This is a genomic window from Streptomyces sp. NPDC091281, from assembly GCF_044757425.1.
Lineage (GTDB): Bacteria > Actinomycetota > Actinomycetes > Streptomycetales > Streptomycetaceae > Streptomyces.
The window spans coordinates 206763-227616 of record NZ_JBIVUY010000002.1 but is presented as its reverse complement, the minus strand read 5'-3'; the positions used below and the strand labels follow the sequence as shown (position 1 = coordinate 227616).

27 protein-coding genes and 1 riboswitch are annotated in these 20854 nt (G+C 73.2%); of the genes, 7 read left to right on the top strand and 20 right to left on the bottom strand.

Annotation, left to right across the window (positions count from 1 at the left end):
- The first annotated feature begins 127 nt into the window (after positions 1 to 127).
- The gene (locus tag ACIQPQ_RS05510) at positions 128 to 817 is read left to right on the top strand and encodes a response regulator transcription factor (protein WP_401300053.1); all 690 of its coding nucleotides are present in this window, start codon (positions 128 to 130) and stop codon (positions 815 to 817) included.
- Positions 818 to 837: 20 nt separating this feature from the next.
- Complete coding sequence (locus ACIQPQ_RS05505; RefSeq protein ID WP_401300052.1) at positions 838 to 2259, top strand: sensor histidine kinase; 1422 nt, start codon at positions 838 to 840, stop codon at positions 2257 to 2259.
- Between the two features lie 31 nt (positions 2260 to 2290).
- On the opposite strand, the gene ACIQPQ_RS05500 is transcribed toward ACIQPQ_RS05505, so the two are convergent.
- The 3 genes from ACIQPQ_RS05500 to ACIQPQ_RS05490 form a co-directional block, all read right to left on the bottom strand.
- A complete protein-coding gene (locus ACIQPQ_RS05500) occupies positions 2291 to 2707 on the bottom strand; it encodes an ATP-binding protein (RefSeq protein ID WP_401300049.1) in 417 nt (138 codons plus the stop codon).
- Between the two features lie 188 nt (positions 2708 to 2895).
- A complete protein-coding gene (locus tag ACIQPQ_RS05495) occupies positions 2896 to 4269 on the bottom strand; it encodes a metallophosphoesterase (protein WP_401300046.1) in 1374 nt (457 codons plus the stop codon).
- Between the two features lie 49 nt (positions 4270 to 4318).
- Entirely contained in the window at positions 4319 to 4558 is a 240-nt protein-coding gene (locus tag ACIQPQ_RS05490; protein WP_383770608.1) for an SCO4848 family membrane protein, read from the bottom strand.
- Positions 4559 to 4649: 91 nt separating this feature from the next.
- Here ACIQPQ_RS05490 and ACIQPQ_RS05485 point away from each other — a divergent pair, with 91 nt between their 5' ends.
- Positions 4650 to 6020, top strand: coding sequence for a D-alanyl-D-alanine carboxypeptidase family protein (locus ACIQPQ_RS05485; RefSeq protein WP_401300044.1), 1371 nt, complete (start codon positions 4650 to 4652; stop codon positions 6018 to 6020).
- On the opposite strand, the gene ACIQPQ_RS05480 is transcribed toward ACIQPQ_RS05485, so the two are convergent.
- A complete protein-coding gene (locus ACIQPQ_RS05480; protein ID WP_401300041.1) occupies positions 5974 to 7053 on the bottom strand; it encodes a YihY/virulence factor BrkB family protein in 1080 nt (359 codons plus the stop codon). The genes ACIQPQ_RS05485 and ACIQPQ_RS05480 overlap by 47 nt on opposite strands.
- Before the next feature lie 242 nt (positions 7054 to 7295).
- Here ACIQPQ_RS05480 and ACIQPQ_RS05475 point away from each other — a divergent pair, with 242 nt between their 5' ends.
- Positions 7296 to 8708, top strand: coding sequence for an FAD-binding protein (locus ACIQPQ_RS05475; protein WP_401300038.1), 1413 nt, complete (start codon positions 7296 to 7298; stop codon positions 8706 to 8708).
- A gap of 41 nt (positions 8709 to 8749) precedes the next feature.
- On the opposite strand, the gene ACIQPQ_RS05470 is transcribed toward ACIQPQ_RS05475, so the two are convergent.
- The 5 genes from ACIQPQ_RS05470 to ACIQPQ_RS05450 all read right to left on the bottom strand — a co-directional run bounded on the left by ACIQPQ_RS05470 (position 8750) and on the right by ACIQPQ_RS05450 (position 14306).
- On the bottom strand, positions 8750 to 9328 hold the full coding sequence (locus ACIQPQ_RS05470; protein ID WP_401300035.1) for a 2'-5' RNA ligase family protein: 579 nt from the start codon (positions 9326 to 9328) through the stop codon (positions 8750 to 8752).
- A 175-nt stretch (positions 9329 to 9503) separates the two neighbouring features.
- The gene (gene trpS / locus ACIQPQ_RS05465) at positions 9504 to 10517 is read right to left on the bottom strand and encodes a tryptophan--tRNA ligase (RefSeq protein WP_401300033.1); all 1014 of its coding nucleotides are present in this window, start codon (positions 10515 to 10517) and stop codon (positions 9504 to 9506) included.
- Between the two features lie 123 nt (positions 10518 to 10640).
- Positions 10641 to 12116, bottom strand: coding sequence for a glycine hydroxymethyltransferase (locus ACIQPQ_RS05460; RefSeq protein WP_401300030.1), 1476 nt, complete (start codon positions 12114 to 12116; stop codon positions 10641 to 10643).
- Between the two features lie 45 nt (positions 12117 to 12161).
- A riboswitch (ZMP/ZTP riboswitch) is annotated at positions 12162 to 12251 on the bottom strand.
- Positions 12252 to 12413: 162 nt separating this feature from the next.
- A complete protein-coding gene (locus tag ACIQPQ_RS05455) occupies positions 12414 to 12914 on the bottom strand; it encodes a YfbM family protein (RefSeq protein WP_401300027.1) in 501 nt (166 codons plus the stop codon).
- A gap of 9 nt (positions 12915 to 12923) precedes the next feature.
- Positions 12924 to 14306, bottom strand: a complete 1383-nt coding sequence (locus tag ACIQPQ_RS05450) for a hypothetical protein (protein WP_401300024.1) — start codon at positions 14304 to 14306, stop codon at positions 12924 to 12926.
- Between the two features lie 358 nt (positions 14307 to 14664).
- Between ACIQPQ_RS05450 and ACIQPQ_RS05445 the strand changes: the two genes are divergently transcribed.
- Entirely contained in the window at positions 14665 to 15513 is an 849-nt protein-coding gene (locus ACIQPQ_RS05445; protein ID WP_401301485.1) for a hypothetical protein, read from the top strand.
- A gap of 37 nt (positions 15514 to 15550) precedes the next feature.
- Here ACIQPQ_RS05445 and ACIQPQ_RS05440 read toward each other — a convergent pair whose 3' ends face one another.
- Positions 15551 to 16402 (bottom strand): LysR family transcriptional regulator, encoded by an 852-nt coding sequence (locus ACIQPQ_RS05440; RefSeq protein ID WP_401300021.1) that lies wholly within the window; start codon positions 16400 to 16402, stop codon positions 15551 to 15553.
- Between the two features lie 114 nt (positions 16403 to 16516).
- Between ACIQPQ_RS05440 and ACIQPQ_RS05435 the strand changes: the two genes are divergently transcribed.
- Positions 16517 to 17284 (top strand): SDR family oxidoreductase, encoded by a 768-nt coding sequence (locus ACIQPQ_RS05435; RefSeq protein WP_401300019.1) that lies wholly within the window; start codon positions 16517 to 16519, stop codon positions 17282 to 17284.
- 94 nt (positions 17285 to 17378) lie between these two features.
- Here ACIQPQ_RS05435 and ACIQPQ_RS05430 read toward each other — a convergent pair whose 3' ends face one another.
- Positions 17379 to 17594, bottom strand: a complete 216-nt coding sequence (locus ACIQPQ_RS05430) for a DUF397 domain-containing protein (RefSeq protein ID WP_401300016.1) — start codon at positions 17592 to 17594, stop codon at positions 17379 to 17381.
- Positions 17591 to 18421 (bottom strand): Scr1 family TA system antitoxin-like transcriptional regulator, encoded by an 831-nt coding sequence (locus ACIQPQ_RS05425; protein WP_401300014.1) that lies wholly within the window; start codon positions 18419 to 18421, stop codon positions 17591 to 17593. The genes ACIQPQ_RS05430 and ACIQPQ_RS05425 overlap by 4 nt, the downstream gene beginning before the upstream one ends.
- 209 nt (positions 18422 to 18630) lie before the next feature.
- On the opposite strand from ACIQPQ_RS05425, the gene ACIQPQ_RS05420 reads away from it, so the two are divergent.
- The gene (locus ACIQPQ_RS05420; protein WP_383913700.1) at positions 18631 to 18867 is read left to right on the top strand and encodes a hypothetical protein; all 237 of its coding nucleotides are present in this window, start codon (positions 18631 to 18633) and stop codon (positions 18865 to 18867) included.
- Between the two features lie 191 nt (positions 18868 to 19058).
- Here the strand turns inward: ACIQPQ_RS05420 and ACIQPQ_RS05415 are convergent, their stop codons facing one another.
- Genes ACIQPQ_RS05415 through ACIQPQ_RS05380 form a run of 8 tightly spaced genes read right to left on the bottom strand, consistent with a single transcriptional unit; the run spans position 19059 to position 20695 of the window.
- The gene (locus ACIQPQ_RS05415) at positions 19059 to 19268 is read right to left on the bottom strand and encodes a DUF397 domain-containing protein (protein WP_383770646.1); all 210 of its coding nucleotides are present in this window, start codon (positions 19266 to 19268) and stop codon (positions 19059 to 19061) included.
- On the bottom strand, positions 19265 to 19471 hold the full coding sequence (locus tag ACIQPQ_RS05410; RefSeq protein WP_401301482.1) for a DUF397 domain-containing protein: 207 nt from the start codon (positions 19469 to 19471) through the stop codon (positions 19265 to 19267). Before ACIQPQ_RS05410 ends, ACIQPQ_RS05415 begins: the two co-directional genes overlap by 4 nt.
- The gene (locus ACIQPQ_RS05405) at positions 19468 to 19677 is read right to left on the bottom strand and encodes a DUF397 domain-containing protein (RefSeq protein ID WP_401300010.1); all 210 of its coding nucleotides are present in this window, start codon (positions 19675 to 19677) and stop codon (positions 19468 to 19470) included. Before ACIQPQ_RS05405 ends, ACIQPQ_RS05410 begins: the two co-directional genes overlap by 4 nt.
- The gene (locus tag ACIQPQ_RS05400; RefSeq protein WP_401300007.1) at positions 19674 to 19880 is read right to left on the bottom strand and encodes a DUF397 domain-containing protein; all 207 of its coding nucleotides are present in this window, start codon (positions 19878 to 19880) and stop codon (positions 19674 to 19676) included. The genes ACIQPQ_RS05405 and ACIQPQ_RS05400 overlap by 4 nt, the downstream gene beginning before the upstream one ends.
- Positions 19877 to 20092 carry a DUF397 domain-containing protein gene (locus ACIQPQ_RS05395; RefSeq protein ID WP_401300005.1) on the bottom strand — a complete coding sequence of 72 codons (216 nt, stop codon included), beginning with the start codon at positions 20090 to 20092 and terminating at the stop codon, positions 19877 to 19879. The genes ACIQPQ_RS05400 and ACIQPQ_RS05395 overlap by 4 nt, the downstream gene beginning before the upstream one ends.
- Positions 20089 to 20286, bottom strand: a complete 198-nt coding sequence (locus tag ACIQPQ_RS05390; RefSeq protein ID WP_401300002.1) for a DUF397 domain-containing protein — start codon at positions 20284 to 20286, stop codon at positions 20089 to 20091. Before ACIQPQ_RS05390 ends, ACIQPQ_RS05395 begins: the two co-directional genes overlap by 4 nt.
- Positions 20287 to 20291: 5 nt before the next feature.
- Complete coding sequence (locus tag ACIQPQ_RS05385; RefSeq protein WP_401301479.1) at positions 20292 to 20489, bottom strand: DUF397 domain-containing protein; 198 nt, start codon at positions 20487 to 20489, stop codon at positions 20292 to 20294.
- Positions 20486 to 20695 carry a DUF397 domain-containing protein gene (locus ACIQPQ_RS05380; protein WP_401299999.1) on the bottom strand — a complete coding sequence of 70 codons (210 nt, stop codon included), beginning with the start codon at positions 20693 to 20695 and terminating at the stop codon, positions 20486 to 20488. Before ACIQPQ_RS05380 ends, ACIQPQ_RS05385 begins: the two co-directional genes overlap by 4 nt.
- Between the last annotated feature and the right edge of the window lie 159 nt (positions 20696 to 20854).

Here is a 20854-nt window from a genome sequence, read left to right as displayed (position 1 = left end):
GTTCCCCCGGGTCCTGGCACCAGCATCGACGGCTCCCGCGCGCGGGTGCGCGGAACGGGGGTGACTCTCAAGGAACTCCAAAGCACGATCCGGGACGGGCGCGGCGGGCGGCGCCGATACTGGGGGCATGACGACGGCCCCCGGCAGCGTGCTGATCGTGGAGGACGAGCCGAGCATCGCGGACGTCCTCGCCATCGCGCTGCGCTTCCACCGCTTCGACGTCATGACCGCGGGCACCGTCCGCGAGGGCCTCGACCTCGCGGAACGCACCCGGCCGGACGTGGCGCTGCTCGACGTGATGCTGCCCGACGGCGACGGCCGCGCCCTGGGGCGGGAGCTGCGCGCCCGGCGGCCCGAGCTGGCGCTGGTCTTCCTCACCGCGCGGGACGCGCCCGCCGAGATCGTCGGCGCGCTCGGCTTCGGCGACGACTACATCACCAAGCCGTTCGACATCGACGTGGTCGTCGCCCGTGTCACCGCCGTCCTGCGCCGCACCCGCCCCGACGACGTGCTGCCCCGGCGGGCCCTGCTGCGCTGGGGCGACCTGGAGCTGGACGAGACGACGTACTCGGTGCACCGCGCGGGCGGCACGGCCGAGCTGACGCCGACGGAGTACGCGCTGCTGCGGTTCCTGGTCCGCAACGGCGGCCGGATCGTGCCCAAGGAGCAACTCCTGCGGCACGTCTGGCAGTACGAGCACACGCCGCCGGAGTCGACGGTCGTCGAGACGTACATCAGCTATCTGCGGCGCAAGCTGGACGCGCTCGGACCGCCCGTGATCACCACGCGGCGGGGTGTCGGGTACGGGCTGGCGTGAGGCGGCTGCACCGGCGGGGCATGCACTCCCTGCGCGTCAAGCTGACCCTGGCGAACGTGGCGCTGCTGGCGCTCGGGATCATCGCCGCGACCGCCGTCAGCCTGGTCGGCATGCGGCACTACCTGGTCGGCCAGGTCGACTCCGAACTCCTCACCACCCGTGACTCGCTGGCCCGTTCGTCGCTCACGCTGCGCCAGATCGACTCGCTCGCGGCGGTCGCCGTGTTCCGGGAGGGGCTGCTCGCCGAGTACGCCGACGCCCGCCCGAAGCCGGACTCGGTGTTCGCCGCCGTCGACGAGGCGGGCCGGGTGCTGACCGTGTTCGGTGACGAGCCGACGGACACGCAGACCGCGCTGGCGCGGGCCGTGCGGGACGTCGCCGGGCTGACCCGCGCCCCGGAACCGCGCGATCTGACGGTGCACGACGCCTCGTACCGGGTGACCGCGACCCGCCTCACGGACGGCACGTACGTCCTGATGGCGACCTCCACCGACGCCCTCCACAAGGGCATGTACAAGGCGCTGAAGCTGGACTTCGCGGTGGGGTCGCTGCTGATCGCGCTGCTGGCCTGCCTGACCCTGTTCAGTGTGCGGCGGCGGATGCGGCCACTGGAGGACATGGTGGAGACCTCGTCGGCGATCGCCGAGGGCGATCTGACCCGGCGGGTGCCGTCCCGGCACGACCCCACCCAGGAGGTCGAGCAGCTGCGGCTGGCGCTCAACTCGATGCTGCACCAGGTGGAGACGGCGTACCGCACGCGTGAGCGCAGCGCGGCCCAGCTCCGCCGGTTCGTCGCGGACGCCTCGCACGAGCTGCGCACCCCGCTGTCCGCGATCCGCGGCTACCTCCAGCTCTACGACCAGGGCATGCTGCGCGACCCCGACGACCGGCGGCGGGCCTGGAACCGGATGAACGGCGAGGTGGACCGCATGGGGCGGCTCGTCGACGAACTCCTCACCCTGGCCCGCCTCGACCAGCGGCCCGAACTGCGGCTGCGGAACGTGGACGTGAGCCGTCTGATGCGGGAGGCGGCGGAGGACCTGCGCGCCCAGCAGCCGGAGCGGCCGGTGTCGGTGGACGCCGACGGCGCGGTCCTGGTCCGCGCCGACGAGTCCGGGCTGCGCCAGGTCCTCGGCAACCTGCTGGCCAACGTCCGCACCCACACCCCGCCCGACGTGCCGGTCGCCCTCACGGTCCGGCGCACCGGTGAGACGGTCCGCCTGACGGTCGCCGACAAGGGGCCGGGCCTCTCCCCCGAGGACGCCTGCCGCGTCTTCGACCGCTTCTTCCGCGCGGGCGGCGCGGCGGGCAGCGGCCTCGGTCTGGCCATCGTCCAGGGCGTGATCGACGCCCACGGCGGCGAGGTGACGGTCGACACGGCCCCCGGCAAGGGCCTCGCGGTGACGGTGGACCTGCCGTGGCGGGGGGTGCGGCAGGGGTAAGGGGCGCCGGGGGCGCGGTCCGGGCGTGCGGCTACGTCGGCTCCGGGTGGGGGCGTCGGGTGAGGAGGGCCCAGACCGTCTTCCCGTGGCTGCCTCGGTGGCGGACGCCCCAGGTGGTGGCGAGGTGCTGGACGAGGTGGAGGCCGCGGCCGTGTTCGTCGGCGTCGGTCACCGGGCGCAGGCGGGGGGTGTCCCGGCCGCCGTCGGAGACCTCGACCAGGCAGGCGCCGTCGCCGAGCGCGGTGACCGCCACCTCGAACTCCCGCTCCTGCGGCGGCCCGTGGCGGACGGCGTTGGTCGCGAGTTCGGAGACGACGAGGACGGCGTCCCCGGCGGCCCGGTCGTCGGCGCCGTGTCCCCAGGCGGCGAGGTGCTCACGGACCCGGCGCCGGGCGAGGCCCACCGAGGCCGGATGCCGGGGCAGCCGGAAGGACTCGCGTCTCGGCACGGCTGCTCCTCACCCCTGTCCACACCTCCGCCACATGGTGTACCGAGGGGTCCCTGCCCGGTGGCGCGGGGGCGCATGCCCGGGGCGCGGGATCACATGGGGCGCGCCCCCCGGCAGGTCGGCGGGCGGGTCGGCCGGGCGGGTCGGCCGGGCAGGTCGGCGGGGCGGGTCGGTGGGCGGGCGTCGGTTCAGGCCTGCCGGGAGGCGAGGCGGATGACCGTGATGTCGGACTCGGCGCCGACGCGGGTGGGCGGGCCCCAGGCACCGGCGCCGCGCGAGACGTAGAGCTGGGTGTCGCCGTAGCGCTCCAGTCCGGCCACGGTCGGGTTGGCGCCCGCCGCGATGAAGTTGCCGGGCCAGAGCTGGCCGCCGTGGGTGTGGCCGGAGAGCTGGAGGTCGACGCCGTGCTCGACGGCGTCGTGGATCTGGACCGGCTGGTGGGCGAGGAGGACGCAGGCCCGCGCGGTGTCGCGGTCGCCGAGCGCCTTCGCGAAGTCGGGGCCCTGGCCGTCGTCCTCGCCCGCGATGTCGTTGACCCCGGCGACGTCGAACCAGGGCAGTTCGGTGCGGGCGTTCTCCAGCGGGAGCAGCCCGAGGCGGCGCACCTCCTCGACCCACTGCTCGGCGCCGGAGAAGTACTCGTGGTTTCCCGTGACGAAGTAGGCGCCGTCGCGCGCCTCGAGCCCGGCGAGGGGGGCGGCGGCCGGGCCGAGGTCCTTCACGCTGCCGTCGACGAGGTCGCCGACGACGGCGATCAGGTCGGGCTGGGTGCCGTTGATGGTGTCGACGACCTTCTGCGCGAAGCCCCGCCCGAGCACGGGGCTCAGGTGGATGTCGCTGACGACGGCGATGCGGTAGCCGTGCGCGGCGCGCGGCAGCTTGGCCAGCGGGACGGTGACGCGCTTGACGGTGGGGCCGTTGAGGACGCCGTAGGTGCCGTAGCCGACCGTGCCGACGGCGGCCACCGCGGCGGCGCCGCCGATGACGCGGGAGACGAAGAGACGGCGGGAGGGGGCGGCCGGGCGGTCGCTCCGCTCGGGCGCCTCCGGGGCGCCGACGGCCTCGTCCGCGCCGCCCGCCGCCGGGGTGCCGCCGCCCGCCGGGACGGGGTGCGGGCGCGGTGCGGCCGTCTCCGCCGCCGCGTCCGCCGTCACCGGGGCGTCGGCCGGGACCGTGCTGCCGGCCTCCCCCGTGCCGCCGGCCGTCTCCGTGCTGCCGGCCGGGGCCGCCGACCGGCGGTCGCGGTGTTCCAGCCAGCGGCGCAGCAGCGGCCGGACCAGTTCGCCCGCGACCACGGCGAGCAGCAGGTAGATCGACAGGGCCAGCCACAGGAATCCGGGCCAGGCGAGGACCTTCTGGAGCCAGAAGGGGGCACCGGAGCGCTCCGCGACCAGCGCGGCGATCGCCAGCACCCAGCCGCCCGCGAGGAGCACGGCACCGCCGCGGCGCACCCACCCGGAGGCGCGGGTGGTGTCCCGGAACAGGCGCCGCCACAGGTACCAGTTGGCCCCGGCGAGCACGGCCAGGACCGCCAGGGCGAGCAGCACGAAGAGGATGGCCACGGTGTCGTATCCCTCGCAGGGGGCTCAGGGGTCGGGTGGGGCGGACGGGCTATGACGTACGGCGCAACGCGCGGACGCCGCGCAACCCGATGCCTCCTACGACCGTCCCCAGAACAAAGGAGACGACCGCGAGCGTGAGGTGCACCCAGAAGTAGGCCGTCGGGTCGCCGTCGTCGAACGCGAGACCGCTGCCGTCCTTGATCAGGTTTTTGACGAAAGTGACCCAGATGACCCAGCTCCACACCCCGAACGCGAGCAGGAACCAGGAGACCGGGCGGCTGAGCTTCATGGGTTCAGTATCTCCGCCGCCTGTCCGGTTCTGTGAGGGGGGTGGGGAGGGGGGTACGCCGTCGCGGCGGTCGGCAGGTACGTTCTCCGTCGTGCCCGCACCCTCGAAGCAGACCGCCAGGCGTCTCCTGCTGGTCACCTCAGCGACCTTCGCGTCCCTTGCGCTGACCGCGCCCGTCACCCTGGCGGCCCCCACGCCGACGCCGACGGCGACGTCCCCGTCCCCCTCGTCGCCCGCGCCGTCGTCGCCCGCGCCGTCCGGGGCAGCGTCGGGGAAGCCCTCCGCGTCCGGTTCGCCGACGCCCGCTCCCCCGGCGGGCATGTCGTCGGTGGGCGGCGAGGCGCTGGGGCGGCCGGGGCCGCAGGTGCAGCTCGCGGGCGGGGCGCCGGTGCTGCCGAAGGACCTCACCGCGCGGTCGTGGATCGTCGCCGACGCCGAGTCCGGGCAGGTGCTGGCCGCGCAGAACGCGCACTGGCGGCTGCCCCCGGCGAGCACGCTGAAGATGCTGTTCGCGGACACGCTGCTGCCCAAGTTCCCCCGCGCCACCCAGTACAAGGTGAAGCCCGCGGACCTCGCGGACGTCGGCTCCGGGTCCAGCATGGTCGGCATAAAGGAGAACGAGACGTACTCCGTGCACGATCTGTGGCTGGGCGTCTTCCTGCGCTCCGGCAACGACGCCGTACACGTGCTGTCCGCGATGAACGGCGGCGTCCCCGGCACCGTCGCGCAGATGAACGAGCACGCCGAGGAACTCCAGGCCCTCGACACCCACGTGGTCTCCCCGGACGGCTACGACGCGCCCGGCCAGGTCTCCTCCGCGTACGACCTGACGCTGTTCGCCCGCTCCGGGCTCCAGAAGAAGGACTTCCGCGAGTACTGCTCGACGCTGCGCGCCAAGTTCCCCGGCGAGACGACGAAGAACAAGAAGGGCAAGACCAAGCGCGGCACCTTCGAGATCCAGAACACCAACCGGCTGCTGACCGGCGACTACGACATCTCCCAGTACCAGGGCATCGCGGGCGTCAAGAACGGCAACACCACCAACGCGGGCGCCACCTTCACCGGCGTCGCGGAGCGCGACGGGCGGGTGCTGCTCGTCACGGTGATGAACCCCGGCAAGGACGACCACAACGAGGTCTACAAGGAGACCGCGGCCCTCTTCGACTGGGGCTTCGCCGCCGCCGGGAAGGTCACCCCGATCGGTGAGCTGGTCCCGCCGAAGAGCGCGGCCCAGGCCAGCGCCCAGCCCGGCGCGAAGCCGAGCGGCGACGCCGGCGGGGAGGCCGGGGGCGCCGCCGCCGGGTCCGGGAAGCCGGTCGCGGGCGCGGTGGCCGAGCGCGGCTCCGGCGGGGTCGGCACCGCACTGGCGATCACCGGCGGGGTCCTGGTGCTCCTCGCGGGGGCGGCCTTCCTGGTCAACCGCCGCTGGCCGCTGCCCGACCTGGTACGCCGCCGCCGCTGACGGGGCGTCCGCCGCGGGCGTCCTCCTCCGGGGCCTCCGGGGCCTCCGGGGCCTCCGGGGCCGCGGTCTTCCCCTCGTCGGTGCCGTCGGCGCCCGGGGCGCTCCCGGCACCCTCGGCACCCTCCGGGCTCTCGGCCCGCTCGGCGGCCTCGGCCTCCGCGGCCTCGGCCTCCGCCGCCTCGTCGGCCTTGCTGCCCGTCGCCGACCACGCGGCGCAGAACAGGACGAGCTTCGACGTGAAGTTGATCCACAGCAGCAGGGCGATGGGGGTGCCGAACGCGCCGTACATGCTCTTCGCGGCGACGCCCTGGAGGTAGCCGCTGAGCAGCAGCTTCAGCAGTTCGAAGCCGACGGCGCCGGTCAGCGCGGCGACCACCAGCCGACGGCGGCGCGGCTCGACGCCGGGCAGCAGCGTCAGGACGTACAGCAGGAGCAGGAAGTCGGCGAGGACGGCGACCGCGAAGGCCGCGGTGCGCAGCAGGAGGCCGCCCCAGCCCGCCTTGTCGATGCCGAGCTGGTCGGTGATCCAGCCCACCAGCGCGGAGGCGACGGTGGAGGTGGCCAGCGTGACCAGCAGCGCGCCGCCGAGGCCGAGCAGGATGCCGAAGTCCTTGGCCTTGCGCAGGATCGGGTTCTCCTCCTCGTCGGGGAGTTCCCACACCGCGCGCAGGCTCTCGCGCATCGAGCCCGCCCAGCCGACGCCGGTGAAGAGCAGCGCGGCACCGGCGATGAGACCGACGGTGCCCGCGTTCTGCACCAGGCTGTCGATGTTCAGCTGGTCGGAGATGCCGGGCACCTGCTCGGCGATCTTGTCCTGGAACTTCTGCTGCTGCTCGGGGCTGACGGCCGCGGCGGCGATCGCGGCGGCCACGGTGAGCAGCGGGAACAGCGCGAGGAAGCTGGTGAAGGTCATCGCGGCCGCGAGCCGCGCCCACTTCACCCGGTCCAGCCGTTCGTAGGAGCGCCAGGCGTGGGTGAGCGTCAGGCGTGTGATCGCCGGTCCGATGCCGGGGAGCTTTTTCAGCCAGTCCATGATCCGACTCTGCCCTCGTTAGTTCCGCCCGATACGCCGGCCCGACCGGGCCGGTGCCGCACACGGGGTCCGTCTACCCCGGATCTCCGTCCATGCGGCAGGCCCACTGTTCCCCGCCGCCGGACGGCCGGGTCTCCCACCGCTCCGGAACTATTGCGTGAAATGCCATTAATCACCCATTTCGGGGAGGGTGAAAAGTTTCAGGCACGAATCGGTCACCCTCGGGCGCTACGGTCACCGACATGTCTGCCGAGACCGCCGCCGCCCCGGACCGCGCCCGCACGGCCGCCGCCACCGCCCCCGCCGTCAGCGCCCCCACCGCCCGGCTGATCCGCCCCCGGTCGTACGAGGAGGCGGTGACCGCCGTCCGGGACTGCGGTCCGCGCGGCGGCATCCCGAGGGGCCGGGGACGGGCGTACGGGGACGCGGCGCGCAACGCGGGCGGGGCCGTGCTGGACATGACCGGGCTGGACCAGATCCACGCCGTCGACGTGGCGGGCGGCACCGTCCTGTGCGACGCGGGTGTCTCGCTGCGGCGGCTGACGGCGGCGCTGCTGCCGCTGGGCTGGTGCGTGCCGGTGCCGCCGGACGCCCGGCACACGACCGTGGGCGGGGCGATCGCCGCCGACGCCCATGGCGCGAACCAGCACACGGCGGGCTCGTTCGCGCGGCACGTGGTGTCGCTGGAGCTGCTGACCGCCGACGGCACGATCCGCTCGGTCCGCCCCGGCACCCCGCTGTTCGAGGCGACCGCGGGCGGCCTCGGCCTGACCGGGCCGATCCTCACGGCGACGTTCCGGCTGCGGCCGGTGGAGACGGCCCTGATGACGGTCGCCACCGAGCGCGCCACCGACCTGGACGACCTGCTGGCCCGCATGACGGACGGCGCCCGGCGGCAGCCGTACGAGGTGGCCCGCGTCGACCTCCTCGCGCGCGGCGCGGCCACCGGGCGGGGCGTCCTGACCCGCGCCGACCACGCGCCCCTGGCCGCGCTGCCCGCCCGCGCCCGCCGCTCCGCGTCCGCCCTCGGCCCGGTGCCGCCGCTCCGCCTGCCCCTGTCGCTGCCGCTGCCCCTCCCCATGGGCCCGGCGTGCGTGCCGGAGGGGCCGCTGTCGCGGCGGGCGGCGGCGCTGCTCGGGGAGGTCCGGTACCGCACCGCGCCGCGTGCCCGTACGGGCGAACTCCGGTCGCTGGCGGCCTTCCTGGCGTCCCCGGACGGCCTGCCGTACGTCCGCCCGTACGGCGGGCGGGGCCGGGGCGGGTCGGTGGCGTACCGGTGTGTGGTCGGTCAGGGGCGGGAGGTGGCGCTGCGGCGGATCATGGGGCGGCTGGCCCGGCACGGGCGTCCCGCGACGCACGCGGTGCTCGGGCGGTTCGGGGCGGGCGGCCCCGGCTGGCTGTCGTTCCCGGTGCCGGGCTGGTCGCTGGCGCTGGACCTCCCGGCGGACCTGCCCGGTCTCGGCCCCCTGCTCGACGCGCTCGACGAGGAGGTCGCGGCGGCGGGCGGCCGGGTGCGGCTGGCCGGGGACACGCGGCTGCGGCCGGAGCTGCTGCCCGCGATGTACCCGCGGCTGGACGACTTCCGGACGCTGCGCGCGGACCTCGACCCGCGCGGCGTGTTCGTCTCCGACCTGGCCCGCCGCCTGAACCTGTGACCCGCGTCCGGTCGGGTCAGCGGGTCGGTCCGGCCGGGCGGTCAGCGGGCGGGCAGGGTGCCGCGGTCGACGTGGCTGCCCTGCGGGGGCACGACGGGACCGCCGAAGGGGAACTCGCGCAGTTGCCGCCAGACGCCGTCGGCGCCCTGTTCGTGCAGTCCGAAGCCGGTGACGGACCACTCGGCGGCGTAGTCGGCCAGTTCCTCGTAGGCGCGGTCCATGGCCGCCTCGTCGATGCCGTGGGCGACGGTGACGTGCGGGTGGTAGGGGAACTGGAGGTCGCGGGCGATGGGGCCGCCGGGTGAGCGGACCTGCTTCTGGAGCCAGGCGCAGGCGGCGGCGCCCTCGACGACCTGGACGTAGACCACCGGGGAGAGCGGCCGGAAGGTGCCGGTGCCGGAGAGCCGCATCGGGAACGGGCGGCCCGCCCCGGCGACCGCCGCGAGGTGCGCCTCGATCACCGGCAGGTCCGCGGGGTCGACCTCGGTCGGCGGGAGCAGGGTGACGTGCGTGGGGATGCCGTGCGCGGCGGCGTCGCCGAAGCCCGCGCGCCGCTGCTGGAGCAGGCTGCCGTGCGGCTCCGGGACCGTGATCGACACGCCGATCGTTACGGTCCCCACGTCGTCTCCTTCGTCGCGTCGGAAGTCCGGTGCGCGAGGGTGCGCACCGGTGATGCCGGGTTCGTACTCAGTCGTACGGCTATCGACTGTACGGCCACCGCCGCGATCCGGGCAGGCGCAGCGGAAGTGATGTGCAGCGCTCTGCGGGACGGGGCGCGTGTGCGGGGGTGCGCCGTCAGTGTTTGGCGGGCAGGAAGCCCACGTGCGCGTACGCCTGGGACAGGGTCTCGGCGGCGACGGCGCGGGCCTTCTCGGCGCCCTTGGCGAGGATCGAGTCCAGGGTCTCCGGGTCGTCCAGGTACTGCTGGGTGCGGTCGCGGAACGGGGTGACGAAGTCCACGACGACGTCCGCGAGGTCGGTCTTGAGGGCGCCGTAGAGCTTGCCCTCGTACCGCTGCTCCAGCTCCGGGACGCTCACGCCGGTGAGGGTGGAGTAGATGGTGAGGAGGTTGCTGACGCCGGGCTTGTGCTCGGCGTCGTAGCGGATCACCGTGTCGGTGTCGGTGACGGCGCTGCGGACCTTCTTCGCGGTGGCCTTCGGCTCGTCGAGCAGGTTGATGAGGCCCTTCGGCGTCGACGCCGACTTGCTCATCTTGATCGTCGGGTCCTGGAGGTCGTAGATCTTCGCGGTCTCGCGCAGGATGTACGGCTTCGGGATGGTGAAGGTGTCGCCGAAGCGGCCGTTGAAGCGCTCCGCGAGGTCGCGGGTCAGCTCGATGTGCTGGCGCTGGTCCTCGCCGACGGGCACCTCGTTGGCCTGGTAGAGCAGGATGTCCGCGACCTGGAGGATCGGGTACGTGAAGAGACCGACGGAGGCGCGGTCGGCGCCCTGCTTGGCGGACTTGTCCTTGAACTGGGTCATGCGGGAGGCCTCGCCGAAGCCGGTGAGGCAGTTCATGACCCAGGCGAGCTGCGCGTGCTCGGGCACGTGGCTCTGCACGAACAGGGTGCAGCGGTCCGGGTCGAGGCCCGCGGCGAGGAGCTGCGCGGCGGCCAGCCGGGTGTTCGCGGTGAGCTGCGCGGGGTCCTGCGGGACCGTGATCGCGTGCAGGTCGACGACCATGTAGAACGCGTCGTGGGACTCCTGGAGGGCCACCCACTGGCGGACGGCGCCGAGGTAGTTGCCGAGGTGGAACGAGCCTGCCGTGGGCTGGATTCCGGAGAGCACGCGGGGACGGTCAGAAGCCATGCACAGCATTGTCTCAGAGTGGCGGGGCTGGTCCGGTGCGCGGGCGGTCGGGAGGTCCTGCGGCCTTTCGTACGGTTCCCGCGCGCGGGGGTGCGCGGGAACCGTACGGCGGGGCGCGGCGGGTCAGCCGAGGTCGATCTCCGGGTAGAGCGGGAAGCCGGCGACGAGGTCGGTGGCGCGGCGGGAGATCTCGTCGGCGATCTTGGCGTCCAGGACGTGGGCGGCCTTGGAGGGGGCGCCGGACTTGGTGGTGCCGGGCTCGGTGGTGGCGAGGACGCGGTCCATGAGGGCGGCGACCTCGTCCATCTCGGCGGTGCCGAGGCCGCGGGTGGTGAGGGCGGGGGTGCCGACGCGGATGCCGGAGGTGTACCAGGCGCCGTTGGGGTCGGCCGGGATGGCGTTGCGGTTGGTGACGATCCCGGAGTCCAGCAGGGCGGCCTCGGCCTGGCGGCCGGTGAGGCCGTAGGAGGTGGCGACGTCGATCAGGTTGAGGTGGTTGTCGCTGCCGCCGGTGACGAGGGTGGCGCCACGCCGGGTGAGGCCCTCGGCGAGGGCGCGGGAGTTGTCGACGACGCGCTGGGCGTAGTCCTGGAAGGCGGGCTGCCGGGCCTCGGCGAGGGCGACGGCCTTGGCGGCCATGACGTGCGGGAGGGGGCCGCCGAGGACCATCGGGCAGCCGCGGTCGACCTGGTCCTTGAGGGAGTCGTCGCACAGGACCATGCCGCCGCGCGGGCCGCGCAGCGACTTGTGGGTGGTGGTGGTGACGATCTGCGCGTGCGGGACCGGGTCGAAGTCGCCGGTGAGGACCTTGCCCGCGACGAGGCCCGCGAAGTGCGCCATGTCGACCATGAGGGTCGCGCCGACCTCGTCGGCGATCTCCCGCATGATGCGGAAGTTCACCAGGCGGGGGTAGGCGGAGTAGCCCGCGACGATGATCAGCGGCTTGAAGTCGCGGGCGGAGGCGCGCAGGGCGTCGTAGTCGATGAGGCCGGTGGCCGGGTCGGTGCCGTAGGAGCGCTGGTCGAACATCTTGCCGGAGATGTTGGGGCGGAAGCCGTGCGTGAGGTGGCCGCCCGCGTCCAGGGACATGCCGAGCATGCGCTGGTTGCCGAAGGCCTGGCGCAGCTCGGCCCAGTCGGCGTCGGTGAGGTCGTTGATCTGGCGGACGCCGGTCTTCGCGAGGAAGGGCGCCTCGACGCGGTCGGCGAGGACGGCCCAGAAGGCGACGAGGTTGGCGTCGATGCCGGAGTGCGGCTGGACGTAGGCGTGGCGGGCGCCGAACAGCTCGCGGGCGTGCTCGGCGGCGAGGGACTCCACGGTGTCGACGTTGCGGCAGCCCGCGTAGAAGCGGCGGCCGATCGTGCCCTCGGCGTACTTGTCGCTGAACCAGTTGCCCATCGCGAGGAGGGTCGCCGGGGAGGCGTAGTTCTCGGAGGCGATCAGCTTGAGCATCTCGCGCTGGTCGGCGACCTCCTGCCCGATGGCGTCGGCGACGCGCGGCTCGACGGCGCGGACCACGTCGAGGGCGGCGCGGAAGGCGGCGGACTCGCGGGAGAGCCCCGCGGTCGGGGCGGACGTGTTCGGGGACTGCTCGGTCATGGCGTGGCCTCCGGGGGGCGTGGCGTGCGAAAGCGGTCACGGTCTCGGTCTGGCCCAGGCGCACGGCACTCGATGCTGCACGGGCCGCTCCCCGATGGTCGGTCCCATCCCAGCGCGCCAGTCACGGCCCGGAGCCCACAGTACCGGCCGGGCGGGGGGTGGTGACGGGGGTGTCCGTCTGGTGGCGGCGGGGCGTGTGGGGGTGGTGAGGGGGGTGGGGGGCGCGGGCAGGGGCGGGGCGGGGGTGCGGGTGGGCGACGGGGTGCGGGCGTCCGGGCCCCCGCGCCCCCGGTGGGTTCAGTCCGTCCAGACGAGGAGGGCGTCGTCGGCACGGGCGGCGGCCGTCACGTACTCGACGAGGCCCTCGTACCAGGGCCGCCCCCACTCCAGGACGCCCGGCTCCTCCCAGTCGAGGGGGTAGACCTCGGCGGCGGTCAGCTCGGCGGGGTCGACGCCCTCGGTGAGGCGGGTGTAGTCGAGGGCGCGCAGGGCCTTCGCGGCGGTCCGGACCCGCTCGGGGCGCAGATACGCGGGCGGCCCGTACCCCCAGTCCTCGTCCTCGGCGAACGGCTCCTCGCCGTGGATGACGTTGACCGGGAACTCGGCGCGGGCCAGCAGGAACCGGAGCAGGTCCCACGCCTTGTACGTCCCGTACCGGCGCGCCACGGCGGGCTCCGGCTCGCTCTCCTCCTCGGCGTCCGTCACCGTCTCGACGTAGTCCAGCGCCCACTCGGGATCACGGAGCGCCTGCTCCAACTCGGCGGCGGTGACGCGCAGATACTCACCCCACATGCTCATGCGGCGAAACTAGACGGGCCCACTGACATCGGGCCCGACGGCGGGTGCGGGTCGGCCGGGCTCCACGGGGCCGGGCGCCTCCCCCAGGTGGTCGAGGGCCTCGCGGAAGTCGGCCAGGGCGGGGCCGAACTCCGCGGCGGCGGTGCGGAACGTCGCCCGGTCGACGAGGAGTTGGGCCAGGACCGGGGCGCCGGTCGCCGGATCGTGGCGGAGGAGGCGGCGCCCCAGGCGCACCCCGTCGTCGAAGAGGGGGCGGACGCGGTCGGGGAAGAGGACGTGGTGGTGGTCCTCCCAGTGGACGGCGGACCGGACGGTGAGGAGCCGCTGGAGACGGATCAGTTCGGTGAGGCGGCGCGTCACGGCGTCCTCGGAGGAATCGGTGGCGGTCTCCGTGGCGGTCTCGGTGGCGTGCGCCGCGAGGGTGTCGACCGCTTCGCGGAGCGGGCCGAGACTGTCGCCGTGGCGTCGCCGGGCGTCGGGGGACCACTCCCTGGGCGTGGTGCCCGAGGGCGGCAGCGGCCCGCCGTCCGTGGGCGGCTCTCCGACCGCTCCGGAGCGGGGCAGCAGGACGGCCCAGAACGTCGACTGGTAGCCGCTCCAGGACCGGCGCTCGCCCGTGGCGGCCAGCTCGGTCAGCACGGCGAGCGCCTCCTGCCGTACGGCGGCGGCCTGTGCGTGTCGGCCGTGGGTGGCGAGGAGTTGCGCGTACCCGGTCAGCGCGTAGAGGTGGCAGGCGAGCGGGCCGCGCTCATCGGCGGACTCGGTGGCCTCCATGGCGACGAGCCGGGCGAAGACGGCGAGGGCCTCGTCGGTGCGGCCCGCGTCGTCGAGCGCGGCGATCCACCGCAGGAGGGACCAGGCGAGTGTCCCGGGCTCGGTCGCCACCGGCAGGAAGGCGTCCATCAGTTCGGTCATGGCGTCGGCGGCTTCGGCGTACCGGCCGTCCTCGGAGAGACCGGCGGACCAGGTCTCCAGTCCCCGGACCACCGGGTCGCCGGTGCGGGCGGCCTGTGCGCGGCCGAGTGCGAGCATCTCGGCGCGCAGCGCGAGGCCCTCGGCGCGGCGGCCTGCCGCGTACAGCCTGTCCTGGCAGGAGTCGAGGGCCCCGTACAGGAGGTCCTCGCGGGCGGGTTCGGCCGGGTCGATGGCGCGGGCCGCCGCCAGCGCCTCCTCGCAGAGTGCGAGGGCGTCCGGGCGGTGGCGGCCGACGGAGGTGTCGTAGCTCAGGCGCTGCAACGCGGTGACGAGGCGGGGCAGAGCGGAGGCCGGGCTGACGTGGGCGAGCACGCGGTAGGCGTCGACCTCTTCGCGCGGGGTGCGGCGGCCGGAGGCGAGGAGGATGTTCCGCGCCCGGATGATGTCGTCCTGGTCCACAGGTCCCGAGTGAGTCATGACGGAGATTGTGGGCGGCCGGGAGGGGCCCGAACAAGCGTTCAGGACTGTGCCGTTGGCCCTACGAAAACCGGCTCTGAACTGTCATGATGAGGGTGTCGTCACCTCCGGTGAGGTGAGCCGGGGGCGCCGGTGTGGGGGCGGGTGGCGCGGGTGACGCGTGGGGTGCCCGGGCGGACGGCGGGTCGGCGGGCGGGTGCCGAGGTCGTACGCGGGTGCCGTCGCCGTACGGCGGGTGCCGAGGCCGTGCGGCGGGTGCGCGGGCGGGCCGGAAGCCCGGAAGCCGGCCGCGCGTCGCCGGGCCCAGGCGCGACCGCCGACGACGGGCCTCGCCTACAGTCCGGGTGTGCTGGTGGGAATGGTGTGCGCGCTCGGCGCGGCGGTCTGCTTCGGTACGGCGACGGTGTTCCAGGCGATGGCCGCGCGGGCGGCCGGGCCGGGCGGAGGCGGCGAGGCCGCGCTGCTGCTGCGGGCGGTCCGGCAGTGGCGCTATCTGCTGGGCCTCGCCCTGGACGGCCTCGGGTTCCTGTTCCAGATCGCCGCCCTGCGCTCGATCCCCATCTACGCGGTCGGCGCCGCCCTCGCCTCCAGCCTCGCCGTGACGGCGGTCGTCGCGGCCCGCCTGCTGCGGGTGCGGCTGGCGGGGCCCGAGTGGGCGGCGGTGGGGGTGGTGTGCGCGGGGCTGGCGATGCTGGCGGTGGCCTCCGGCCCGGAGGGCGACAGCAGCGGGCCGGACGGGCTGGACTACGGGCTGCTCGGCGTGGCCGGGGCGGTGCTGCTGCTCGGCCTCGCGGGCGGCCGACTCCCCGCGCGGGGGCGGTCGTTGGTGCTGGGCGGCGGGGCCGGGCTGGGCTTCGGCGTGGTGGAGATCGCCGTACGGCTCATCGACTCGCTCGCCCCGGCGGACCTGGTGAAGGACCCCGCGGTGTACGCCCTGCTGCTCGGCGGGGCGGCGGCGTTCCTGGCGCTGACCTCGGCCCTCCAGCGGGGCTCGGTGACGGTGGCGACGGCGGCCATGGTCATCGGGGAGACGATCGGCCCCGGCCTGGTGGGCGTGGCCTGGCTCGGCGACCGCACGCGGGAGGGCCTGGCGTGGCTGGCGGTGCTCGGGTTCGCGGTCGCCGTGGGCGGGGCGCTGGCGTTGGCGCGGTTCGGGGAGGCGCCGGAGACGGGGACTCCGTCCGGGGAGGGCGCGAGGGGCTCGTAGCGGTGCCTCGGGTGGGGCGGGGTGGACGTGGGTCCGGTCAGACGCCGGTCGCGGCGCGGACGAGGCCCGCGACGGCCGTGGAGCGGCTGTGCGGCGGCCAGGCGATGACCGTGGTGACGGGCGGGGCGTCGAGGACGGGTACGGCGGCGAGGCCCTCGCGGAGCTGGAGACGGCCGGAGCCGGGGACCACGGCGCAGGCGCGGCCGAGGCCGATGAGTTCGAGGAGCTGGGTGTGGTCGCGGACCTGCGGTCCGGGCCCGTCGGGGAAGGTGCCGTCGCGGCGCGGCCAGCGCGGCAGCGGCAGGTCGGGCAGCCCGGTGACCTCGGCGAGGGTGAGGTGGGGGCGGACGGCGAGGGGGTGACCGGAGGGCAGGATCGCGATCTGGCCCTCTGTGAAGAGTTCCTCGGTGTCGAATCCGGCGGTGTCGTCGAACGGGCTGTGCAGGAGGGCGACGTCGGCGCGTCCGTCGCGCAGCACCTTCTCCTGCTGGCCGGGCCCGCACAGCAGCACGTCGACGGTGACCGCGCCGGGTTCGGCGGCGTACGCGTCGAGGAGCTTGGCGAGGAGTTCGGCGGAGGCGCCCGCCTTCGCCGCCAGGACGACCGCGGGGCCGTCGGTCGCCGCCGCGAGGGCCGTACGGCGGGTCCGCCGCTCGGCGGCCTCCACGGCCTCCAGCGCGGCCCGCGCCTCCCGGAGCAGCACGGACCCGGCGTCGGTGAGGGTGACGCCCCGGTGGGTGCGGTGCAGCAGGTCGGCGTCGAGACGCCGCTCCAGGGCGGCGATCGCCCGGGACAGCGGGGGCTGGGCCATGCCGAGGCGGTGCGCGGCGCGGCCGAAGTGCAGCTCCTCGGCCACCGCGACGAAGTACCGCAGTTCACGCGTCTCCACCCGGCCAGGGTAACGGGTGGGTGGGGGTTTGATCAGGGGTGATACCCGAGAGGTATCGGACCGCACCCGATCGGTCTTGGACGGCGGCGGGGCCCCGGACGAACCATCGGACGTATGAGTGAGACGACGAACGAGACGACGAACGGGACAGCGGTCGGCCCGGACCGGAAGGTCGCGCTGGTGACCGGCGCGAACAAGGGCATCGGCTACGAGATCGCGGCGGGGCTCGGCGCGCTCGGCTGGGCCGTCGGGGTCGGCGCCCGCGACGAGGCGCGGCGCGAGGCCGCCGTGGAGAAGCTGCGGGCGGCGGGCGTCGACGCGTTCGGCGTACCGCTGGACGTCACCGACGACGCGAGTGTGGCGGGCGCGGCGCGGGTGGTGGAGGAGCGGGCGGGCCGTCTCGACGTGCTCGTCAACAACGCGGGGATCACGGGCGGCGGCCCGCAGGACCCGACCACGGTCGACGTGGACCGCGTCCGGGCGGCCGTCGAGACGAACGTCATCGGCGTCATCCGCGTCACGAACGCCCTGCTGCCCCTGCTGCGGCGCTCGGCGTCCCCGCGCATCGTCAACGTCTCCAGCAGCGTCGGCTCCCTGACGCTCCAGACGAAGCCGGGGGCGCAGGTCGGTCCCGTCGCGGTGGCGTACTCCCCGTCGAAGACGTTCCTCAACGCGGTGACGGTCCAGTACGCGAAGGAACTGGCGGGGACGGGGGTGCTGATCAACGCGGTCTGCCCCGGCTACGTCGCGACCGACCTCAACGCCTTCCAGGGCGTACGGACGCCCGAGCAGGGCGCGATCGCCGCGATCCGCCTGTCCACCATCCCCGACGACGGCCCCCACGGCCGCTTCTTCGACGAGGACGGCGAGGTGCCGTGGTGACCGCGGCCGACACCGCCTGAGCAAGGCTCACCGGTCCCGCCGCACCCTCCGGGGGTACGGCGGGACCGTCGGCGTCGCCGTCGCCGTACGTCGATCAGACGGCGCGGAAGCCGACGCCGTCGCGGAGCCCGTCGACGAGGGCGGTGAAGGCAGGGGCGGCGAGGGTCACCACCGGCCCGCCCTGAACCTTGGAGTCCCGGACGGGGACGGTGCCGAGGGGGGCGGCGAGGTTGGTGGCGACCTCGACGCAGGCGCCGCCGTTGTTGCTGTAGGAGGACTTGAACCAGCGAGGAGAGCTGTCGGTAGTCACGGGGTGCCCTTTCGAAGCTGTTCGATCATGGCCACGGAAGCAGCTTGAGACAGCGCTTCGGCCTGTAGTTGATGGTAGGCCGTCAGCACCGGTACGACCGACGTGGTTTCTCGATCGAGATGGCCTTGTGTTTGAGACTCGGCGTAGTACAGAACGGATCGATCCGTCAATGTGAGCAGGTACACGGGCAGGTCGAAGGTGCGGCGTTCACCCATGTCGAACGGCGCAATCTGAAGAACTGTGTGAGGACGAGCGGCGAACTCACTGAGCCGATCAAGCTGGGCGGTCATGACACCCGGGGCGCCAATGTGACGGCGAATGCAACTCTCGTCCATCACCACGAAAGTCATCGGTGGGCGCTCGCGCTCCAACACCGCTTGCCGTTCAGCGAGGAACGCTACGCGCTCATCAGCCTGTTCCTGCGAGATCGCACCCCGCCGCACGGCGCTGTCGGCCAACACCCGCGCGTACTCAGGTGTCTGAAGCAGACCTGGAACGATCCCGATCTCGTACAGGCGGATCTCCACCGCGCGACCCTCGTAACCGACGTACTCCGAGAACCCCTCCAGCAGCACGCCGTGCTTGATCTCGCGCCACAGCCGCTCGAACAGGTCGCCGGTGCCTAACGCTCGGTCAGCGCTGCGCGCAAACCGCAAGGTTGGCATCTTGCGACCAGTTTCAACTGACGACATATGCGTGCTGGAATATTCCATCCGTTCGGCGAGATCCTCCTGCCGCCAGCCCTTCTTCTCCCGGTGACTGCGCAGTTGAGCGCCGAAAGCCGCCTGAGGACTGCTCTCCGGGTTCAGATCCTTGCGATTGACCACCTCGGCACCAACTTTCCTGTCCGGAGCAACACGTTGAGAGGCATCCGACTCTAGGCCACTCTGAAAGCGCTTGGTAGCGAAACCGCTACGGAGAGGAGTGGTCGACGCCCATGAGGCACTGCAACGCGTTCGGTCAGGTCCCGTGTGACGAGCTGCTTCGGCAGCTCCGGGACGTTGGAGAAGAACCTGATGACGACGAAGACGGTTACGTGTTCTGTGAGTTGACGACCGGGCACCCGGGCGAGCACGCGGACCACCTGGCCGATGGTGAGCCCGACGCCCAGCTGTGGGTGCGGTGGAGCGGCGACCAGTACCGCTTCGCCCGGCTCGCACCCTGCATGGCACCCGCGCCGGCCAGGGAGGACGGGGCGGACGACATCTGCCACCTCTTCCGGGGGCACGAGCCCCGGCACTCGTGGGACCTGGTAGGACTGCCGAGCGGCTGAGTTCAGCGAAAGGCGAGTTCAGTGGACGTCACCGGCGTCGTACGGAACGACGCGGGTCAGGTGTTGCTCTCAAGCACCGGATGTGGCCGCCGGAGCGGCCTTGGGGCTGCCAACGGCCTACGTCGGCCGTGTCGGCGTCGAGGGCGCGGCGCGGCTTGGGCTGGTCGAGTGCGAGGATCACCGCCTCGCCGTCACACAGCCCACTCTCCGTTCTTGATGCCGCTCACGAACACGGCGAACGACGCTACCGCGACGGTGAGCACCGGGCCCTCCACACACTTGGAGTCACGGAACGGGACCGTACCGAGCCGACCGGCCAGGTTGGTGGCGACCTCGACGCAGTTGCCGCCATTGTCGCTGTAGGAGGACGTGAACCAGCGGGGGCGGGCGAGTGCGGTCATGGCGTCCACGCTCCGTCTCTGATCCCGGCGACGAACACGGCGAATGCCGCCGCGGCAACGGTGAACGTCGGGCCCTGCGCATGCTTCGAGTCCCGCACAGGAACCGCGCCGAGGGAAGCGACGAGGTCGGTGGCGACCTCGACGCAGTCACCACCGTTGTCGCTGTAGGAGGACTTGCGCCAGCGGAGGCGTACGAGCGTCACAGCGGCCACTCCCCCACCTTGAGGCCGCTCACGAACGCGACATACGAAGTTGCCGGGACGGTGAGCACCGGGCCGCCCGCCCGCTTGGAATCACGGACCGGGACCACGCCGTGGAATGCGGCCAGGTTGGTGGCGACCTCGACGCAGTCACCACCGTTGTTGCTGTAGGAGGACTTACGCCAGCGAGGGCGTGCACTCGTTGTCACGGAGACCACTCCCCGATTTTGAGGCAGCTCACGAACACGGCGAAGGGCGCTGCCGCGAGGGTGAGGACCGGGCCGTCGGCGCACTTCGAGTCGCGGACGGGGACCGTGCCGAGCGATCCGGCGAGATTCGTGGCGACGACCACGCAGGCGCCGCCGTTGTTGCTGTAGGAGGAGCTGAACCAGGACGGCGTCTCGGCGTTCACGGCTTCCCACTCCCCTGCCGGAGACCGGCGACGAAGGCGGAGAACGGCTCGGCGGCGATGGTGAGCACCGGGCCGTTCACGACCTTCGAATCCCGCACCGGGATCACGCCGAACGCCATGGCGATGTTCGTGGCGACCTCGACGCAGTTGCCGCCGTTGTTGCTGTGCGAAGACGTGCGCCAACGAAGAATGTCAGCTTTCACGAGGTTCATTCTCCGCGCTTCAGCGCCGAAAGGAACGACGAGAACGCGTCGCCTGTGAGGACGACTTCGGGACCGGCCGCGTTCTTCGAGTCCCGTACGGGGACCGTGCCCCGCGTGCCAAGCAAGTTGAGGGCGACTTCGACGCAGGCGCCGCCGTTGTCACTGTAGGAGGACGTGCGCCAACAGGGGATCTGATCTGCCACGGTGTTCACCTTCCTTCCCTGACAGCCGAGATGAGAAGCAGGAATGCGTCAGCGGTGACGTCCACCACCGGACCATTCACGTTCTTCGAATCGCGTACCCGAACCGTGCCGTGCTTGGCCACGAGGTTCGTGGCGACCTCGACGCAGGTACCACCGTTGTCGCTGTACGAAGACGTCCGCCACTGCGGATTGTCGGGCTTCACCTCACCCAACTCCCCTCCTTGAGAACCGAAACGAACGAAGCGAAGGACTCGGCGGGGAAACTCAGCACCGGTCCGCCCACGTTCTTCGAGTCACGGACGGGCACGGTGCCGTGCAGGGTGACCAGGTTCGTGGCGACCTCGACACACTGGCCGCCGTTGTCGCTGTGGGAGGACGTGCACCAGCGGGGGGACGTATCGGTCGTCACGGGATTCCCTTTCGGAACTGCTGGATCAGGGACACGGATGCCGCCTGCGCGAGCGCTTCGACCTGGAGTCGATGGTAGGGCGCCGGCACGGGTACGACTGAAGTGGATTCCCGGTCAAGGTGACCGCGTGGGTCAGACTCCGCCGTGCCCCCGTGTGGC

Coding starts and splice junctions, on each gene's coding strand:
- ACIQPQ_RS05475 (WP_401300038.1), top strand. CDS start 7,296: ATGTCTGCCGAGACCGCCGCCGCCCCGGACCGCGCCCGCACGGCCGCC.
- ACIQPQ_RS05510 (WP_401300053.1), top strand. CDS start 128: ATGACGACGGCCCCCGGCAGCGTGCTGATCGTGGAGGACGAGCCGAGC.
- ACIQPQ_RS05445 (WP_401301485.1), top strand. CDS start 14,665: ATGGTGTGCGCGCTCGGCGCGGCGGTCTGCTTCGGTACGGCGACGGTG.
- ACIQPQ_RS05395 (WP_401300005.1), bottom strand. CDS start 20,092: ATGAACCTCGTGAAAGCTGACATTCTTCGTTGGCGCACGTCTTCGCAC.
- ACIQPQ_RS05460 (WP_401300030.1), bottom strand. CDS start 12,116: ATGACCGAGCAGTCCCCGAACACGTCCGCCCCGACCGCGGGGCTCTCC.
- ACIQPQ_RS05455 (WP_401300027.1), bottom strand. CDS start 12,914: ATGAGCATGTGGGGTGAGTATCTGCGCGTCACCGCCGCCGAGTTGGAG.
- trpS (WP_401300033.1), bottom strand. CDS start 10,517: ATGGCTTCTGACCGTCCCCGCGTGCTCTCCGGAATCCAGCCCACGGCA.
- ACIQPQ_RS05480 (WP_401300041.1), bottom strand. CDS start 7,053: ATGGACTGGCTGAAAAAGCTCCCCGGCATCGGACCGGCGATCACACGC.
- ACIQPQ_RS05490 (WP_383770608.1), bottom strand. CDS start 4,558: ATGAAGCTCAGCCGCCCGGTCTCCTGGTTCCTGCTCGCGTTCGGGGTG.
- ACIQPQ_RS05415 (WP_383770646.1), bottom strand. CDS start 19,268: ATGACCGCACTCGCCCGCCCCCGCTGGTTCACGTCCTCCTACAGCGAC.
- ACIQPQ_RS05450 (WP_401300024.1), bottom strand. CDS start 14,306: ATGACTCACTCGGGACCTGTGGACCAGGACGACATCATCCGGGCGCGG.
- ACIQPQ_RS05435 (WP_401300019.1), top strand. CDS start 16,517: ATGAGTGAGACGACGAACGAGACGACGAACGGGACAGCGGTCGGCCCG.
- ACIQPQ_RS05505 (WP_401300052.1), top strand. CDS start 838: ATGCACTCCCTGCGCGTCAAGCTGACCCTGGCGAACGTGGCGCTGCTG.